The organism is Pseudoblastomonas marina (genome assembly GCF_014641655.1).
Classification (GTDB): Bacteria; Pseudomonadota; Alphaproteobacteria; order Sphingomonadales; family Sphingomonadaceae; genus Alteriqipengyuania_A; species Alteriqipengyuania_A marina.
This window is the reverse complement of record NZ_BMID01000001.1, coordinates 1915422-1934619: the sequence shown is the minus strand read 5'-3', so window position 1 is coordinate 1934619 and position 19198 is coordinate 1915422. Positions and strand designations below refer to the sequence as shown.

Genomic DNA, 19198 nt, shown 5'->3' with positions numbered 1-19198 from the left:
CCTTGCGGCCGATCAGCCCTTGCGTTCGCCGGTCAGCGGCATGTCGCCGAAGGCGCCGGCATTCACGGTGCCGGTCAGCTGGTCGCCATCGACGGTGGCGGTGCAGTTGAGCGTCATCGGCATCGGGACGGTCATGTCCATCTTCCAGCTGAGCGTATTGCCGTCGATGGTGCCGTCCTTGACGTCCATCGAGCCCATGCCGCCCGCCATGCTGCCGGTGAAGGTCTTGCCGTCGTCGCCGGGGACGACGGTGAAGGTGCCGTTCTGGTCGCCCATCGGGCTCTTCACGACGGTGTTGTAGGTTCCGGCTACGGACATTGAGGATCTCCTTGGATAAAAACTGCCCGCTTCATCGCGGTTGCTGACATCGGTGTCAATTACTCGTCGAGCTCGCGGACCTCGACCGGCAGGCCGGTCTTGTCGAGCTGCGGACGGACCACTTCGGCATCACCGACCACGACATAGACGAGATCGCCATAGACGAAGTTGGCGCGCGCCACCTCGGCGATCTGTTCGGCGGTGAGCCCGCGATAGCGATCGGCGATCGTCTCGTAGTAATCGTCGGGACGATCGTAGTTGACGATGTTGACCATGCCGCCGAGCACCGCGCCTGCGGTTTCGAACTGGCCCGGAAGCTCGCGGACATTGCCGTTGACCGTGCGGGTCAGCTCGTCGCCGGTGACACCGTTATCGGTCACGAAGCCGGTGATTTCCTTTTCCAGCTCGAGGATCGAATCCCCGGTCCGGTCGGCCTGCACTTCGGCGATGACGTTGTAGCTCAGCCGATCCTGGTTGTAGCCGATCGACGAGCGCGAACCGTAGGACCAGCCCTTGGTCTCGCGCAGGTTCATGTTGATCCGCGACAAGAAGCTGCCGCCGAGCACCTCGTTGGCTGCACCCAGCACGATCGTGTCGTCGGTCCCGCGCAGGTCGAGCACGCGCGAGGCGAGGATCACCGATTGCGGCGAGTTCGGGCGGTTGAGCAGCAGGATCCGCGCCTCGGGGGTGGGGACCGGGACATCGAAGCGCTTGGTCGGGAGCGGGCTCGCCGGAGCGCGCCAATCGCCGAAACTGTCTTCGAGCAGGCTGACCGCTTCGGCCAACGTGGTGTCGCCGACGACGAAGACCTTGGCGTTGTCCGGACGGATCCAGCGCGCATGGGTCGCTTCGAGCGTGGCGGGCGTGGCCGCCGTCACCGCGGCGCTATCGCCGAGGCCCGAGGGCGGGATGCCGTAGGGATGGTCGCCATAGACCAGCTGCGCGAGCGCACGCGAACCGGCCGCGCGGGGGTTCTTCAGCTCCGAACTGATCCGGGTGAGCTGTTGCGCGCGCACCCGCTCGAGATCTTCGCTGCGGAAGGCCGGGTTGCGGATGTAGTCGGCCAGCAGGTCGAGCGACGGGGCCAGTCGGGTCGACAGGGCCGAGAGCTGGAAGCTGGTGTCGTCGAAATCGGCGAAGGCGAACACGTTCGCACCGAGGCGCTCCTGCGCGATCGCGAGTTCGGTCGCGTCGAGGCTGTCGGTGCCTTCGTCCATCGCCTGCAGCATCAGCGACTGGGTGCCCAGCGCGTCGCGCGGATCGGCGGTGTAGCCGGCGTCGAAGGCGATCCGGACCGAGACCTTCGGCACCGCAGCGCGGCGCGCGAAATAGACTTCCATACCGTTCGAGAGCGTGGCGCGCTCGATATCGGGGAAGTCGAGATCGGTCAGCTGGCCGACCGGCGGCAGCTGCGAACGATCCTGGAACGCCTGCACCGCCAGTTCGTCGAAATCGCAGCTCTCGCCTTCGCAGTAATGATCCTCGGCGGCGCGGAACACTTCCTTGCCCGAGCTGTCGGTGGCGATCACCGCACCGCCGCGGTTCTCGCCGCCCTCGGTACGCTCGCCCGGCTCGACCACCAGCGCGAAGCGCGGCTTCGTCAGGTAGCGCTGCAGGATCGCGGTGATCGAGGCCGGGTCGGCTTCGACCATCTGCTCGAGCTGCTCGCGATACTCGCCCGGATTGCCGTGATAGAGCTGGCCTTCGGCGAGCGTCACGGCCTTGCCGCCGAAACCGCCGACCGATTCGAGCCCGCCGATCAGGCGCGACACGATCGTGGTCTTCGACCGGGCGAGTTCGTCGGCGGTCGGGCCGCCGGCAATGAAGCTGGCGATCTCGGCATCGAGCGCCGCTTCGAGATCGGCGCGATCGACGCCGGGCTTGAGGTCGGCGGAAATCAGGAAGACGCCGGCGTCCTCATTGGTCCAGGTGCCCGAGCTGACCGAGACCGCGAGCCCCTTGCCGCGCACCAGCGCATTGTCGAGGCGCGAGCTGGCGAGGCCGCCGAGCGCGGTCGCGCCGAGCTGGATCGGCACGTTCTCGGCCGAGGTCTCGCCGGGGATCGGCCACATGCGATAGATGCGGGTGGTCGCGACCTGGTCGTAGATCACCTTCTCGCCGTCGGCGGCGAGGGTGGGGACGGGCACGGCCGGATCCTGCACTTCGGGCCCGCTCGGGATCGCGCCGAACCACTTGGTGACCTTCTCCTTGGCGGTGGCGACGTCGATGTCGCCGGCCAGCACGAGCACGGCGTTGTTGGGGCCGTAATTGTCGCGGAACCACTGCTTCACGTCGTCGAGCGTCGCGGCACCGAGGTCGTCCATCGAGCCGATGGTCGAGTGGTGGTAGGGGTGGCCCTTGGGGAAGATGTTCTCGACGATCTCGTAGCGCAGCAGGCCGAAGGGCTGGTTGTCGCCGCGGCGCTTCTCGTTCTGGACGACGCCGCGCTGGTTATCGAGCTTCTCCTGCGTCACCGCGCCGAGCAGGTAGCCCATGCGGTCGCTTTCGAGCATGAGCACGCGGTCGATCGCGGCGGTCGGTACGGTTTCGAAATAATTGGTGCGGTCGGCATTGGTGGTGCCGTTGAAGCCGGTCGCGCCGACCTGCTGGAGCGGTTCGAAGAAATCGCCCGGCGCGTTTTCGCTGCCGTTGAACATCAGGTGCTCGAACAGATGGGCGAAGCCGGTCTTGCCCTTGGGCTCATGCTTCGAGCCGACGTCGTACCACACCGAAACCGCCACCAGCGGGGCCTTGCGATCGGTGTGGACCACGGTGGTGAGGCCGTTGGGAAGCGTGAAGACCTCGTAGGGGATCCGCACCTGGTCGACGAGCTCGGCGAGATCGTCGTTCTGCGCGGTGGCCGGAGCGGGCATGACCGCTGGCGCTTCCGCCGCTGGCGCTGCGGGTGCGACCGCGACACCTTCGTCGGTATAGGTCGCGCATCCGCCGAGCGCGAGCGCGATGAGACTGGTGAAACCGTAGACCTTCTTCATAGTATTCTCCCCGTTGCGGCGTCTGCCCGCCGCCAGAAGTTGCAGCGAATTACGACTCGTCGCGCGGGACCGTAAGGCCCTAGCGCGGATGCGTCACCGTCTTTCGACGAACGGCATTTTCCAACACGTCGGACCGCCAGAAGCGCACCGGCTTGAGCTCCTTGCGCACGAATAGCGGCGCCTGGCTGGTGAAATTGGGATCGCCGGGCCGCGTGGTGGCCGCGCCGAAAGGCTGGATGCTTTCGGATCGCACCGGCGCGCCTCGTTCCCAGGTCACGAACATCAGGAAGCTGTCGCCGTGCTTGACCGACAGGCGGCCGTCATCCTCGACATCCCACAGCGTCGAGGCCCGCAGCGTATCGCTGCCACCGTCGAGCGGAAGGTCGACCGCGAATTCGCCTGGGCCCTGCCGCAACCGCAGCACCTCGCCCATCGGCGGGTCGAGCCGGCCGTAGTGCTCGACCAGGAAATCGGCCGCCTTGACCAGCTCCGCGCGCGGATCGGGCAGCGGTTCGCCGTTATAGTCCTTGCCCATGTATTGGCGCAGGATCAGCAGCGCGAGCGAATCGGCGCGACCGACGCCGTCGGAGGTGAAGTCCCATCCGGCGAGGATCGCCTGTGCCTCGGCGTAGCGCTCCTGTTCGAAATCGAGCGCGGCGATCGCGTCGAGCGCGGTCGCGACATAGCCCTCGCGCTCCCACGCAACGTCGTACTTGATCCGCTCGAGGGCCGAGCGATCGATCCGGTTGGCGTCCTCCATCAGCTTCGCGGCACGGCGCGCGCGGTTGGTGCTCTTGGTCTCGATCCCCATCGCGGCGGGGAATGCCTCGGGCGAGAGGTCGTCGGTGCTGCCCGCGGCGGAGAAAGGATTGTTGTTGGCGTTGTAGAGCCAACCCGAGTCCGGGTTCTCGTATTGGGGCAGTTCGGCGAAGTCGTAATAGCCTTCGGTGATCAGCGCGCTGTCGTTCCCCGGCAGCACGCCGCGCCAGTCGGTGGAGCCTTCGGCGGGGCGCCTGGGGATCGCGGCGTTGTAGTAATAGGCGATATTGCCCTGCTCGTCGGCGTAGAGGAAATTGGTTGACGGGATATCGAGGCGCGAGAGGATGCCCTTCCACTCGGCGAAGGTCTCCGCCTTGTTGAGGCGATAATAGGCGTCGAGCTGGTCGATCGAATCCATCCCGCCATAGCGGATCGCGAAATAGCCATCGTCGTTCTTGACCACGGGGCCGTGGACCGAACGATAGACCGTGCGCTGGATCGGCAGCACCACCGGGCCGACCTTGACCGGCAGCGTCACGTCCTTGGTGCCGAGCGGACGCCAATCGCCGTCGAGTTCGTATTCGAGCCCGCTATCGCCCTCGCGCACGACCAGTTCGTAGATATCGTACATGTCGGGCATGTTGACCGTGTTGGTCCAGCCCAGATTCTCGTTGTGGCCGAGGAAAGGATAGGGGCTGCCCGGGAAGGTCGCGCCGGCGAAATGCCAGCCTTCGCCGCTTTCGACGACGAGTTCGTACCACGCCACCCCGCCGCGCCACGGCTGGTGAGAATTCGAGACCAGCAGCGTTTCGCCGCCCGATTTCTCCGGCGCGATGGCGAAGGCGTTCGAGCCCAGATTGCGCCCTTCGTCGGAGCCGGGCAGCGGCAGTGCGGTGTCGATCGGGCGACCCGGATCGGGCAGGTATTCCTCGCCTTCGACCAGCCGGCCGAGCTTGTTCGCGAGTCCGAAGAAGAACGGCTGGCGCAGCGCGAAGCCGGCGGCGATATCGCGACCGTCGACCGGGAACAGGTCGCCCAGCTTGAGTTCGCCGGGGTGCTGTTCGGCATAATCGTTGAGCCCGGTGGCGTAGGCGTCGAGCAACGCGCGCACATCGGGCGCGAGACTGTCGTAGTTGCGGTCGACCGTGCCCTTCGCGTCGAGCAGGTGGAAGGCGTAGTCGAACACTGCGCCGTCCTGTCCGGCGATCGCGCCGTAGCGCCCGCGGGTCATCGCGGCGACGTCCTGCAGGGTCGCGAAATCGTCCTCGCTATGCGCCCAGGCGATGCCGTAGGCGACGTCGACGTCGCGCTCGCCGTAGATATGCGGCACCCCGAATTCGTCGCGCACGATCTCGGCGGAATAGGTCGCGGGCGGCGGTGCCGTTCCTTCCTCGGCAGCGATCGGTTCCCACACCGCGAGCCCGACGAACACCGCGAGGGCCAGCCCCAACGAGGCAAAGCCGATTCGTCCCAACCAGGTCTTCATAAGCAATCTATCTCCCTCGTGGCGTTGGGTAGCGAGCGCTTGAGGGGACTGCAAACGCGTTGGGCAAAACCGTGTGCGCGCCCTTCGCTTATCCCGATCGGCTGGCTAGCCATGGGGCGGTGAGGGAACGCATTACCATCGGCCACGAATCGTCCGGGCAGCCGGTCGAGTTCGATATCGCGGAGCTGCTGGCGACGCGCCTGCTCGTGCAGGGCAATTCGGGCAGCGGGAAATCGCACCTGCTGCGCCGCCTGCTCGAAGAAAGCGCCGCGATGGTGCAACAGGTGGTGGTCGATCCCGAGGGAGACTTCCCTTCGCTCGCCGACGAGTTCGGCCACGTCGTGATCGACGGCGCAGCCTATTCGGCGGCCGAGATCGAGGCGCTTGCGCGCCGCATCCGTGAACACCGCGCGAGCGTGGTGCTGAACCTCGAGGGGCTCGAGGTCGAGCAACAGATCCGCTGCGCCGCGCAATTCCTCAACGCGCTGTTCGATGCTCCGCGCGAACACTGGTTCCCGGCGCTGGTGGTGGTCGACGAAGCGCAGATGTTTGCCCCCTCGGTCGCGGGCGAGATCGCCGAGGACACGCGCCGGATGACGCTCTCGGCGATGACCAACCTGATGTGCCGCGGGCGCAAGCGTGGACTGGCCGGGATCGTCGCGACGCAGCGGCTCGCCAAGCTCGCCAAGAACGTCGCCGCCGAGGCCTCGAACTTCCTGATGGGGCGCACCTTCCTCGATATCGACATGGTCCGCGCCGCCGACCTGCTGGGGATGGAGCGGCGCCAGGCCGAACGTATCCGCGAACTCGAACGCGGCCATTTCCTCGCGCTCGGTCCGGCGATCACCCGACGTCCGCTGGCGGTGAAGATCGGCCCGGTGAAGACCGGCAACAAGGCGCGCAGCGAAGGGCTGATGGCGATGCCCGACACCGCGCCCGAGGACATGGCCTCGCTGCTCACCGAGGGGCTGGCCGAGGATGTCGCGAAACCCGCGCCGCCGCCGCCACCGCCGCCGCCCGCGCCGAAGGTCGAGGACGTGGTCGAGAGCCTGTCCCGGGCCGACGAGGCGCCGACGGACGAGGCCGGTGAAAGCGCGGGAGCGAACGAGGTCGCCGCGCGCATCGACGCGATAATCGCCGAACTGGCACGCGACGATCACGTCGTCGCGCAATCGACCGGCGCGCAGTACCAGTCCTTCATCTCGCGCTGTCGGCGCGAGCGGCTGGTCGGCCCGATGCCCGACATGCCCGGCTTTCGCCGCAAGTTCGCCGAAGCGGGGGCCGGGCTCGACGATCTCGACGACGCGGTGCGCGCACAGATCCTCGCGCTCGGGGCGAATGTCGACGACGACCTGCTCGCCCCGTTCTTCGTCATCGCGCGCGCCGCGCACGCGGGCGAGGTCGCGGTCGACGAGGAGGCGCTGGCGCACGCCTACGGCACCAGTTCGCCGGGGCGCATTCGCCGGTTGCTCGGCCATCTGGAGCGGCAGGGCCTGATCGTGGTTCGCGAGGAATTCGGCGGCGGGCGCACGGTGATGGTCCCGGGGCTCGATCTCGTCGCCACCGATTGATGCCGATGGTCGATGCCGGTCGGCGGATCGCCGATTGCTTGCTCGACGCCGCGACACCCTCCTTCGATAGCCCCGCGCGATAATTCGCCAACCGATCCCGGGGAGGGTTCTTCATGACACGCAACGGCCTTGCAATTCTCGCTCTTTCGATCGCTCCGCTAGCGGCAATGCCCGGCGCGGCCAGCGCGCAATCGGTGCTCGGTTCGGGTGTCGCGCCCGCGACCGTCGACAACTCCGCCGAACGACCGATCGCCTTCGCCACAGCCATGCCCGCCGATGCCGCGATCGCGGTGGTGATGACCGGTGCCGACCTTCCTGCTCTCGCTGCAAGCCTGCCGGCTGATACCGCCGCGCGGATCGCGGCTGCTGACTTCACCGGAGCGGACGGCCAGACCCTGGTCTTGCCCGCACCGGCCGGAGGGCGGCCGATCATGCTGTTCGGGGCGGCGAATGCCGATGGCGAGCCGATCGACTGGCGCGTCGTCGGGGCGCGGATCGCGCGCGAGTTCCAGGGCGAGGATGCAGCCATCGCGATCGCCGGACTTCCCTCCGGTGAAGCCATGGCGATGGCCGCCTTGGGCGCGAGCCTCGGGCAGTACCGGTTCGATCGCTACAAGAGCGACCGGAGCGCGCCGCCGGTCCAGCCGATCACCTTGGTCGGTAGCGCGGCGGCAGAGGCGCGCGCGCAGTGGGAATCGCGGCAGGCACATCTCGCCGAAGGGGTCCGGCTCGCGCGCGACCTGGTCAACGAACCGGCCAATGTGATCTATCCCGCGAGCTTCGTCGATCGCGCGCGCGCTGCGCTCGCCGGGGCGCCCAACGTTACGATCGAAGTGCTCGACGAGGCCGATTTCCGGCGCCTCGGGATGGGCGCGATCGCGGGCGTCGGGCAGGGCAGCTCGCGCGGCAGCCGGATGATGGTGGTGACCTATCGCGGTGCCGATGGACCGCCGATCGCGCTGGCGGGGAAGGGGATCACCTTCGATTCCGGCGGCATTTCGCTCAAGCCCAATAGCGGTATGTGGGAGATGAAGGGCGACATGTCGGGCGCGGCGGCGGTAACCGGCGCGATCCTGAGCCTCGCCAAGTCGCGCGCGCCGGTCCACGTCGTTGCTGTCGCGGCGCTGGCCGAGAACATGCCGGGCGCCAACGCCCAGCGTCCGGGCGACGTGGTCCGCACGCTGTCGGGCAAGACGATCGAAATCCGCAGCACCGACGCCGAGGGACGGCTCGTACTCGCCGATGCGATCGAATACGTCGTGCAGGAGAACGAGCCCTTCGCGCTGGTCGATATCGCCACGCTGACGGGCTCCGCCGTCGGCGCGCTGGGGGCGGAATATTCCGCCCTGTTCGCGCGTGATGATGCCCATGCCGACGCCGCCACCGCGGCGGGCAGGCTGGTCGACGAGCCGGTCTGGCGGCTTCCGCTCAACGAGGCGTATCGCAAGGCGATCGTTTCCGACATCGCCGATATCAAGAATTCCGATGCCTCGCCCGCGCCCGGTGCCAGCGCGGGGGCGCATTTCATCGAATATTTCGTGCCCGAGGACCTGCCCTGGATCCACATCGACATGGCGGCGGTGGATCGCGGCAGCGGCTCCGATCCGCTCGTGCCGGCCGGCGCGCGGGGCTGGGGCGTGATGCTGCTCGACGAGCTGGCACGAAGCTGGCGCCCCGGGTAACGCGCCTGACCCGGCCGAAACCTGTTGGACCATGCGGTGCAAAGCCCTTGCGGTGCGCGCCGCATGGCCTACCTATGCGGGTAATACACCCGCGCGTGAAAAGGGGTTCGGACTTGTGTTGCGTTATTGCAACATTATATCACGCGGGACCATCTGATCTAAGGGGCAAGACCAGCGATGAATCTCGAAAAATTCACCGATCGAGCCAAGGGCTTCCTGCAGGCCGCGCAGACCATCGCGATCCGCAATTCGCACCAGCGGATCACGCCCGCGCACCTCTTGAAGGCGCTGCTCGACGATTCCGAGGGCATGGCGGCGGGGCTCGTCTCGAAGGCCGGTGGCGATCCGCGCATGGCCGAGGACGAGGCCGATGCCGCGCTGGCGAAGATCCCGGCGGTGTCGGGCGGCGGAGCGCAGCAGACGCCGGGGCTCGACAACGACGCGGTGCGCACGCTCGACCAGGCGCAGCAGCTCGCCGAAAAAGCGGGCGATGCCTACGTGCCGGTCCAGCGCGTCCTGCAGGCACTCGCACTGTCGACCACCACCAGCGCCGGGCAGGCGCTCAAGGCGGCGGGTGTCGATGCAAAGGCGCTCGAGGCCGCGATCCAGGAAGTGAGCGGCGGACGGACCGCCGATTCGGCCAGCGCCGAAGATGCCTATGACGCGATGAAGCGCTTCGCCCGCGATCTCACCCAGGCGGCCAAGGACGGCAAGCTCGATCCCGTGATCGGGCGCGACGAGGAAATCCGCCGCACGGTCCAGATCCTCGCCCGCCGGACCAAGAACAATCCTGCGCTGATCGGCGAACCCGGCACCGGCAAGACCGCGATCGCCGAAGGCCTCGCGCTGCGTATCGCCAATGGCGACGTGCCCGACAGCCTCAAGGGCCGCACGCTGATGGCGCTCGACATGGGCGCGCTCATCGCGGGCGCGAAATATCGCGGCGAGTTCGAGGAGCGGCTCAAGGCCGTGCTCGACGAGGTCAAGGGCGCCGAAGGCCAGATCATCCTGTTCATCGACGAGATGCACACGCTGATCGGGGCGGGCGCGAGCGAGGGTTCGATGGACGCCGGCAATTTGCTCAAGCCGGCACTTTCGCGCGGCGAGCTCCATTGCATCGGCGCGACCACGCTCGACGAATACCAGAAATACGTCGAGAAGGACCCCGCGCTCCAGCGGCGTTTCCAGCCCGTCTTCATCGACGAGCCGAGCGTCGAGGACACGATCAGCATCCTGCGCGGGATCAAGGACAAGTACGAACTGCACCACGGCGTGCGGATCACCGATGGCGCGATCGTCGCCGCGGCGCAGCTTTCCAACCGCTACATCCAGAACCGCTTCCTGCCCGACAAGGCGATCGACCTGATGGACGAGGCGGCCTCGCGCATCCGCATGGAGGTCGAGAGCAAGCCCGAGGAAATCGAGGCGCTCGACCGGCGGATCATCCAGCTGAAGATCGAGGAGAGCGCGCTCGCGAAGGAAAGCGACACGGCCTCGAAGGACCGGCTCGAGGCGCTGCGCAAGGAACTGGCCGAGATCGAGCAGCAATCGGCCGAACTGACCACGCGCTGGCAAGGCGAGCGCGACAAGATCCATGCCGAGGCGCAATTGAAGGAGCAGCTCGACGCCGCGCGGCTCGAACTCGAACAGGCGCAGCGCGCGGGCGACCTCGCCAAGGCGGGCGAGCTTTCCTACGGCAAGATTCCCGAGCTCGAGAAGAAGCTCGAGGAAGCCTCGGGCCACACCGAGAACGCGCTGTTGCGCGAAGAGGTGACCGAAGAGGACATCGCCGGCGTGGTCGCGCGCTGGACCGGGGTGCCGATCGACAAGATGCTCGAGGGCGAGCGCGAGAAGCTGCTCAAGATGGAAGATGTGCTCGGCCAGCGCGTGATCGGCCAGGCGCAGGCGGTCGAGGCGGTGTCGAAGGCGGTGCGCCGCGCGCGCGCCGGTCTGCAGGACCCGAACCGTCCGCTCGGCAGCTTCCTCTTTCTCGGGCCCACCGGTGTCGGCAAGACAGAACTGACCAAGGCGCTGGCAGGCTTCCTGTTCGACGACGACAGCGCGATGGTGCGGATCGACATGAGTGAATTCATGGAGAAGCACGCGGTCGCGCGGCTGATCGGCGCGCCTCCCGGCTATGTCGGCTACGAGGAAGGCGGTGTGCTGACAGAGGCGGTGCGGCGGCGACCCTACCAGGTCGTGCTGTTCGACGAGGTCGAGAAGGCGCATGCCGATGTCTTCAACGTGCTGCTCCAGGTGCTCGACGACGGGCGCCTGACCGACGGGCAAGGCCGGGTGGTCGATTTCTCGAACACGCTGATCATCCTGACCTCGAACCTCGGCAGCCAGTATCTCAGCCAGATGACCGACGACCAGCAGGTCGCCGACGTCGAGCCGCAGGTGATGGAAGTGGTGCGCAACCATTTCCGGCCCGAATTCCTCAACCGGCTCGACGAGATCATCCTGTTCCATCGCCTCGCGGAGGAACACATGGCGCCGATCGTCGAGATCCAGGTCGGTCGGGTGCAGAAGCTGCTCAAGGACCGCAAGATCGTGCTCGACCTCACCGACGCCGCGCTCAAATGGCTCGGCCGGGTGGGCTACGATCCGGTCTACGGCGCGCGGCCGCTGAAGCGCGCGGTGCAGCGCTACCTGCAGGACCCGCTCGCCGAGATGATCCTCCAGGGCGAGGTGCCCGATGGCAGCAAGGTGGCGATCGACGAGGGCGACGGAGCTTTGGAAATGTCGGTCGCAAGCGGGTAGATTTTGCGCTCGCGTAATTTAGTTACAAGATTTTGCACAAATCTGTGGCGAGCGCTTCGTTAACGGGGCGTTCGCCACAACTGTGTGATTCTCGTCACAGCCCCTCGAAAAGTGTTTCACTCCTTTGACACGAGATGAACGGTCATGCAGAAACCACGTTACCAAAGGGACTGGGGGTTTCCTAACTTTCGATAAGTTTCCTGGCAGGGTGGTTCGATTCCAAGGGATCGATCGTGGGCCGGGGGGTGGGAAATCCAGTCATTGAATTTGTCGCGACTGGAGAAATCATGCGCAATTTTACCTCGAAATCGTTTCTGGGGCTGGCCTGCTCGGCCTCGTCCCTGGCAATCTTTGCCGCTCTGCCGACGGCCGTGTCCGCGCAGGATACCGGCGACGACGGTGAAGCCGTCTGCGAATATGACGACGCGGGCAATCCGACCGGCGTCAGCGTCAACGATCCGAATTGCGAAGTCAGCGACATCGCGCCCGAGGCCGACGGCTCCACGCAGACGACCAACGTCGTGATCACCGGTTCGCGCATCGAGCGCGAAGACACCTACAGCTCGATCTCGCCGCTGCAGGTGCTCGACACCGAAACGCTGCAGGACACCGGCCAGTTCGACGCCGCCTCGATCCTCCAGCAGTCGGAATCGGCTGCCGGTACGCAGATCGACGCCACCTTCCAGGGCTTCGTGCTCAACAACGGCCCGGGTTCGCAGACGCTCAACCTGCGCGGCCTCGGTGCCGACCGTACGCTGCTCCTGATCAACGGTCGCCGCCTCGCGCCGGCCGGTGTCGAAGGCGCGCCGACCAACCCGTCGATCAACCTCCTGCCGTCCTCGCTCATCGCGCGCTACGACCTGCTGCTCGACGGTGCTTCGTCGGTCTACGGTTCGGACGCGGTTGCCGGCGTCGGCAACATCGTCCTGCGCAAGGACATCGACGGTCTCGAACTGTTCGCCTCGGGCGACCTGAACGAGCAGGGCGGTGGCGACGACTACCAGATCAGCGCCGCGTTCGGTAAGTTCGGCGACAACTGGAACTTCGGCATCGGCGCCGAATACAGCCGTCGCGACGAAATCCGGATCGGCGATCGCGACTTCCTCGCCGGTTGTAACACCCATTACGAAATCACCGACACCGGTGAGATCCGTACCGTGGGCATTTCGGACAACGCCAACACGTTGGCCGATTCGGGCGGCACGATCGGTGAAATCCCGAACGCGTGCACGATCGATGCCGCTGCCAAGCGCATCATCCCCAACAGCCCGCTGTTCTTCAGCTCGATCTATTACGACGAGACGGTGTTCGCCTCGACCGGCCAGGCCGGTAACACGGGCATCCCGTTCTTCTCCGATGCGTTCGACGCGTTCGGCGACCCGGTCGACCGTAACGGCGACGGCCTGCTCGACGTCAACTTCGCCGACGTCACCCGCAACGGCAACGATCTGCGGCCTTCGTTCATCAGCCCGCAGGACCTGTACAACGTCATGGCCTATGGCGAGTACAGCTTCGGTGGCGACTGGAACATCACGCCGTTCTTCGAAGCCAACTACAGCCGCGCCGAAGTCTTCGCTCGCGGCACGGTCCCGCAGCTGTTCCCGTATGTGCCGGCGAACAACCCGTTCAACCCGTGTAACATCGCCGCCGGCGGCGTCGATTGCGGTGATGCGAACAACCGCTTCGACGGCCTCTACACCTTTGCCGGCGGTGCCTTCGCGCGTCCCACGGGCCGTTCTTACGTCGTCCGTCCGGTCGTCAGCGTCGACGGCGACCGCAACACGGTCGAAACCGTGCAGGAACAGTATCGCGGCGTCTTCGGTGTGAAGGGCGATCTGCCGTTCATCGATTTCGGTCCGGGCAACGACTGGACGTTCGAAGTCTCGGGCGTCTACTCGCGCTCCGATGGCAGCGCCAATCGTCGCGGTATCCGCAACGATCGCCTTGCCTTCGCACTCGGTATCGACCCCTCCGTGTCGAGCACGGGTTCCTCGAACCCGACGACGCTTGCCGGCGGTCCTTGCGATGCAGCCGGTATCCGGAACCCGGGCGCGATCGCCGACGACGTGGTCGCGGGCTGTGTGCCGGTGAACCTGTTCGCAGCGAGCCTCTACCAGAACGTGATCGGGGACTTCGCGACGCAGGCGGAACGCGACTACCTCTTCGACGAGCGTACCTTCGACACCCGCTACGAACAGACGGTCATCTCGGCCTACGTCCAGGGTTCGGTGTTCGAACTGCCGGGCGGCACCGCCAAGATGGTGCTGGGTGGCGAATATCGCGATGATACCCTGACCTCGATCCCGGGCGACATCGCCCGTGACGGCACGTTCTTCGGCTTCTTCGCCGACCAGGGCGCGCAGGGCAGCAAGGATATCTGGGAAGCGTTCGGCGAACTCGACCTGCCGCTCGTCACCGGTGAAACGCTTGCCGAAGATGTTCGCCTGAACATCTCCGGTCGTCTCACCGAAGACCAGTACTACGGCACCAATGGCACCTACTCGATCAAGCTCGGCTGGCGTCCGTTCCAGCCGCTGCTCCTGAAGCTGTCCTACGGTACCTCGTTCCGTTCGCCGAACCTGCGCGAACTGTTCCTCGCCGGTCAGTCGGGCTTCGGCGGGATCTTCGATCCCTGCGCCGTCCCGCCCGCCGCCTACGCTCCGCTGAACGGCGGCTACCAGGCGGCCCAGGACACGCGTGACACGAACGTGCTCGACAACTGCCGTCGTGAAGGCCGTGACCCGACCACCGTCGGTACCGACGGCTCGAACACGGTCCAGACGCCGAGCGTGGAAATCACCTCGGGCGGCAGCCTGGAGCTCGATCCGGAAACCTCCGACTCGTTCACCACCGGCTTCGCCTTCGCCGAAGCTTTCGGTCCGGTCGATTTCTCGTTCAACTTCAACTACTACAACATCAGTGTGAAGGGCGCGATCGCCGAGCCGACCGGACAGTTCATCGTCAACCAGTGCTTCACGCGTGATGACGGTGTCCGTTCGAGCTTCTGCGACTTCATCGACTATCAGCCGGACGCGCGCCGCCTGATCAGCGATGTCTTCGCCGGCTTCGTGAACATCAACGAGGAACTGGTCGAAGGTATCGACCTCAACGCCAACGTCTCGACCGATGTCGCCGCCTTCGGCAAGGATGTCCGTCTCGGCCTCAACGTCCGGGCGAACCACCTGATCGCACGTGACACCACCTTCCTCGACGATCAGGGCAACCCGACGATCGACGAAGACGCCGGCGAATTCGGCTTCCCGTCCTGGACGGGCCGCGCGAACTTCACCGCCGCGGTGGACAACGTGACCTTCACCTGGTCGACCCGCTACATCGGCCCGACCGAGCAGCAGGCCAGCGGCATCGATCCGCTGTCCGACGCCTTCGGTCGCGGTCCGGACGGTCAGCCGACCGGCTTCATCGGGAACACCTGTCTGGGTAACGGTTCGGGTTCGAACTCGGGCCCGAACGGCGAATTCGTTCCCGACGGCATCGTCCCGGGTGACGGCGTGTTCTGCCGCGACATCGGCTTCGCCGACGACTACTTCGTCAGCAGCGCCTCGATCCGCGTCGACTTCGACCGGTTCAACATCCGTCTCGGCGTTTCGAACATCTTCGACCAGGCCCCGCCGCTGATCGACACCAACGAAGTGTTCGGCATCTCGAACACTCCGATCGGCAACGGTTACGACCTCGACGGTCGCGAGTTCTTCGGCTCGATTTCCTTCGAGTTCTAAGAACCCGCCGGTCGCAGGACCGACACGAAACAGGGCCCCGCGGAGCGATCCGCGGGGCCCTTTTCTTTTGCTCGCTTGCGCTTGCCCGGAGGGCGGTTTAATCGCTCGGTTAAACCAATTTCCGGAGAGGAGCCCCAAATGCCCGAAGCCTATATCGTCGAAGCCGTCCGCACCGCCGGGGGCAAGCGCGGAGGGCGCCTTGCGGGCGTCCACCCGGTCGACCTCGCCGCCAGGTCTCTCGATGCGATCGTCGAGCGGACGGGGATCGACGGGGGCGCGGTCGACGACGTGGTGATGGGCTGCGTGCTGCAGGGCGGCGAGCAGGCGCTCCAGGTCGGGCGCAACGCGGTGCTCGCCTCGAAGAACCTGCCGCAAAGCACCCCTGCGGTGACGATCGACCGCCAGTGCGGCTCCTCGCAGCAGGCAATCCAGTTCGCAGCGCAGGCGGTGATGAGCGGGACGCAGGACGTCGTGATCGCCAGCGGGGTCGAAAGCATGACCCGCGTGCCGATGGGGTCGACCGCGACGCTGTTCATGAAGGAGGGCATGGGCCACTACAAGTCGCCCGGGCTCGAGGAGAAATATCCGGGCGTGCAGTGGTCCCAGTTCATGGGTGCCGAGATGATGGCGAAGAAGCACGGCTTCTCGAAGGACGAGCTCGATGAATTCGCACTCGCCAGCCACCAGAAGGCCGCCGCTGCCACCGAAGCAGGGTATTTCAAGGACGAGATCGTCCCCGTCCGGATCGAGACGCCCGATGGCGAGGAATGGCACACGGTCGATGAAGGCATCCGCTTCGACGCGACCCTTGAGGGGATCGCCTCGGTCAAGAAGCTGTCCGAGGACGGCGTGATCACCGCCGCCACCGCGAGCCAGATCTGCGACGGGTCGAGCGCGGTGCTGGTGGTCAGCGAGCAGGCGCTGAAGGATCACGGGCTCACGCCGCTGGCCAGGATCCGCAACCTCACCGTCACCGCGGGCGACCCGGTGATCATGCTCGAGGAACCGCTCTTCGCCACCGACAAGGCATTGAAGCGCGCCGGGATGAACATCGACCAGATCGACCTTTACGAGGTCAATGAGGCCTTCGCGCCGGTGCCGCTGGCGTGGCTCAAGCACACCGGGGCGGACCCGGAGAAGCTCAACGTGCATGGCGGGGCGATCGCGCTCGGCCACCCGCTCGGCGCGAGCGGGACCAAGCTGATGGCGACGCTGGTCCATGCGCTCAGGACGCACGGCAAGAAATACGGCCTCCAGACGATGTGCGAGGGCGGCGGCGTCGCCAACGTCACGATCGTCGAGGCGCTTTGACATAGCGGCGAGTCCCCGCGAAAGCGGGGGCATCCCACCGATTAAGACAAGGTCCCCGCCAGTGCCGGGACCCAATGAAAGAGGAACGCATGGAAATCAGCAGCAACACGCCCGCCATCGTCACCGGCGGCGCATCGGGACTCGGCGCCGCGACCGCGCGCGCGATCGCGGCCAAGGGCGCCAAGGTCGCGATCTTCGACATGAACGAGGAGAAGGGCAACGCCATGGCCGAGGAGCTCGGCGGCGTCTTCTGCAAGGTCAACGTGACCAGCGAGGAAGACGTCGACGCGGGCTTCGCCAGGGCGCGCGAGGCGCACGGTCAGGAGCGCATCCTCGTCAATTGCGCCGGGATCGGCAATGCGATGAAGACTGCCAGCCGCGACAAGCAGACCGGCGAAATCAAGCACTTCCCCGTGTCCGCCTTCGAATTCGTGGTGCAGGTGAACCTGATCGGCACGTTCCGCTGCATAGCCAAGTCGGCCGCGGGCATGATGACGCTCGATCCGATCACCGATGACGGCAATCGCGGCGCGATCGTCAACACCGCTTCGGTCGCGGCCGAGGACGGCCAGATCGGGCAGGCCGCCTATTCGGCCTCGAAGGGCGGCGTCGTCGGCATGACGCTCCCGATCGCGCGCGACCTGATGAACGAGGGCATCCGCGTCAACACGATCCTGCCCGGCATCTTCCATACCCCGCTGCTGATGGGCCTGCCCGAGAAGGCGATCGAGGCATTGAATGCCAGCGTCCCGTTCCCCAAGCGGCTCGGCAATCCCGAGGAATACGCCAAGCTCGCTTTGTGCATGATCGAGAACGGCTATTTCAACGGCGAGGACGTGCGCCTCGACGGGGCGATCAGGATGGCCCCTCGCTGATGCGAGGCGTGGCGCATGGCGCTGCGTTGATCGGCTTTCCTACTTTCCATGCGCGCGATAGCATCGTCGCATGATCGAAAACCGCCTCCTTCCCGCCATTTTCCCCGGCGCGGAGCGAGGCGGTTTTTTCTTTCCCGGACAGTGTAACATGCGGTCCATCCGTTTCGCAGGAGCGACCAGTTGAGCGATTTCACCCAGATCCGTTACGAGGTCGACGGCCCGGTCGCGACGATCGTGCTCGACCGGCCCGAAAAGCTCAACGCCTACACCCGCGACATGATGCGCGAGATCTGTGCAGCGCTCGATGCGAGCGATGCCGACGACGCGGTGCGCGCGGTGATCCTGACCGGCGCGGGCGAGCGGGCCTTCTGCGCCGGGGCCGACCTGACCCCCGACAGCGGGGCGGGGCCGTTCTCCTCGGACGAGGAAGTCGAGGACCTGTCGGATGAGCGCGTGCGCGACGGGGGCGGCCGGCTGACGCTCCGCATGTTCAACTCGAAGAAGCCGCTGATCGTCGCCTGCAACGGCGTGGCGGTGGGCGTCGGCGCGACGATGCAGCTCGCCGCGGACATCCGCCTCGCGAGCGACAATGCGCGCTACGGCTTCGTGTTCGCGCAGCGCGGGATCGTGCCCGAAGCCGCGTCGAGCTGGTTCCTGCCGCGCCTCGTCGGCATGCAGACCGCGCTCGAATGGTGCTATACCGGCCGCATCTTCGGCGCCGAGGAAGCGCGCGCCGCAGGGCTGGTACGCTCGGTCCATCCGCAGGGCGAGCTGCTCGGCGAAGCCCGCAAGCTGGCGCTCGAGATCGCCGAGAACACTTCCGCCGTCTCGGTCGCGATGACGCGCGCGATGATGTGGCGGCTCTCCAGTCTCGACCACCCGATGAAGGCGCACCGGATCGACAGCCGCAGCATCTATCGCCTGTCGCGCAGCGCGGACGCGGGGGAGGGCATCGCCAGCTTCCTGGAAAAACGCCCGCCCGACTTTCCCGGACGGCCATCCAGCGATATGCCTGACTTCTACCCGTGGTGGGAGGAACCCGAATTCGAATGAACAGCGTCACCGACAACCTGCCGCCCGATGCCCGCGACAAGCTGCTCGAAACCGCCAGCACGATCATGCGCGAGGGCGACCAGGTCGATATCTCGCTGTCCGAGCTGAGCCTGCGCGCTGGGCTCAATTCGGCGCTGGTGAAGTACTACTTCGGCAACAAGGCGGGCCTGATGAAGGCGCTGCTCGATCGCGACATGCAGGCGATCGTCCACTCGGTCGAGGCGCTGATGGCCAAGGACATGGAGCCGACCGAAAAGCTGCGCCGGCACCTTTCGGCGATGGTCGATACCTATTACGACACGCCGTATCTCAACCGCCTGCTGATGCGGCTGGTGCGCGATAGCGACCCCGAGGAAGCGCAGCGCATCGCCGACGAATACCTGACCCCGCTGCAGAAGGCCTATGACCGGCTGATCGCCGAAGGAGTGAAAGCCGGCGCGTTCCGCAAGATCGACCCGCAAATGTTCTATTTCATCGCCACCGGGGCGGCCGATCGCTTCTTCAGCGCGCGGCTCGTACTCAAGCATTGCTACGACCAGGATTCGCTGACCGAGAGCTTGCGCGACCGCTATCGCGAACATGTCATCGATTTCGTCATGGCGGGCATCCTCGCCGACGGCTAACCCGACGGCACATCAGGCAGAAACGGG

At 66.1% G+C, this 19198-nt stretch carries 11 protein-coding genes; 8 read left to right on the top strand and 3 right to left on the bottom strand.

Going from position 1 to position 19198, the window contains the following annotated elements:
• Positions 1 to 12 precede the first annotated feature (12 nt).
• From IEW49_RS09490 to IEW49_RS09480, 3 genes are all read right to left on the bottom strand, one after another.
• A complete protein-coding gene (locus IEW49_RS09490) occupies positions 13 to 318 on the bottom strand; it encodes a hypothetical protein (RefSeq protein ID WP_188642445.1) in 306 nt (101 codons plus the stop codon).
• A gap of 59 nt (positions 319 to 377) precedes the next feature.
• The gene (locus IEW49_RS09485) at positions 378 to 3311 is read right to left on the bottom strand and encodes a M16 family metallopeptidase (protein WP_188642444.1); all 2934 of its coding nucleotides are present in this window, start codon (positions 3309 to 3311) and stop codon (positions 378 to 380) included.
• A 79-nt stretch (positions 3312 to 3390) separates the two neighbouring features.
• The gene (locus IEW49_RS09480) at positions 3391 to 5556 is read right to left on the bottom strand and encodes an acylase (protein WP_188642443.1); all 2166 of its coding nucleotides are present in this window, start codon (positions 5554 to 5556) and stop codon (positions 3391 to 3393) included.
• Between the two features lie 119 nt (positions 5557 to 5675).
• On the opposite strand from IEW49_RS09480, the gene IEW49_RS09475 reads away from it, so the two are divergent.
• The 8 genes from IEW49_RS09475 to IEW49_RS09440 all read left to right on the top strand — a co-directional run bounded on the left by IEW49_RS09475 (position 5676) and on the right by IEW49_RS09440 (position 19171).
• A complete protein-coding gene (locus IEW49_RS09475; RefSeq protein ID WP_188642442.1) occupies positions 5676 to 7127 on the top strand; it encodes an ATP-binding protein in 1452 nt (483 codons plus the stop codon).
• A gap of 113 nt (positions 7128 to 7240) precedes the next feature.
• Entirely contained in the window at positions 7241 to 8809 is a 1569-nt protein-coding gene (locus IEW49_RS09470) for a leucyl aminopeptidase family protein (RefSeq protein ID WP_188642441.1), read from the top strand.
• A gap of 177 nt (positions 8810 to 8986) precedes the next feature.
• Positions 8987 to 11572: an ATP-dependent chaperone ClpB gene (clpB, locus tag IEW49_RS09465; protein ID WP_188642440.1), complete on the top strand. Its 2586-nt coding sequence runs from the start codon at positions 8987 to 8989 to the stop codon at positions 11570 to 11572.
• Between the two features lie 287 nt (positions 11573 to 11859).
• Positions 11860 to 15309, top strand: a complete 3450-nt coding sequence (locus tag IEW49_RS09460) for a TonB-dependent receptor domain-containing protein (RefSeq protein ID WP_188642439.1) — start codon at positions 11860 to 11862, stop codon at positions 15307 to 15309.
• Positions 15310 to 15447: 138 nt separating this feature from the next.
• The gene (locus tag IEW49_RS09455) at positions 15448 to 16620 is read left to right on the top strand and encodes an acetyl-CoA C-acetyltransferase (RefSeq protein ID WP_188642438.1); all 1173 of its coding nucleotides are present in this window, start codon (positions 15448 to 15450) and stop codon (positions 16618 to 16620) included.
• Positions 16621 to 16709: 89 nt separating this feature from the next.
• Entirely contained in the window at positions 16710 to 17495 is a 786-nt protein-coding gene (locus IEW49_RS09450) for an SDR family NAD(P)-dependent oxidoreductase (protein WP_188642437.1), read from the top strand.
• Positions 17496 to 17675: 180 nt separating this feature from the next.
• Positions 17676 to 18548, top strand: coding sequence for a crotonase/enoyl-CoA hydratase family protein (locus tag IEW49_RS09445; RefSeq protein ID WP_188642436.1), 873 nt, complete (start codon positions 17676 to 17678; stop codon positions 18546 to 18548).
• A complete protein-coding gene (locus tag IEW49_RS09440) occupies positions 18545 to 19171 on the top strand; it encodes a TetR-type transcription factor C-terminal domain-containing protein (RefSeq protein ID WP_188642435.1) in 627 nt (208 codons plus the stop codon). The genes IEW49_RS09445 and IEW49_RS09440 overlap by 4 nt, the downstream gene beginning before the upstream one ends.
• The last annotated feature ends 27 nt before the right edge of the window (positions 19172 to 19198 follow it).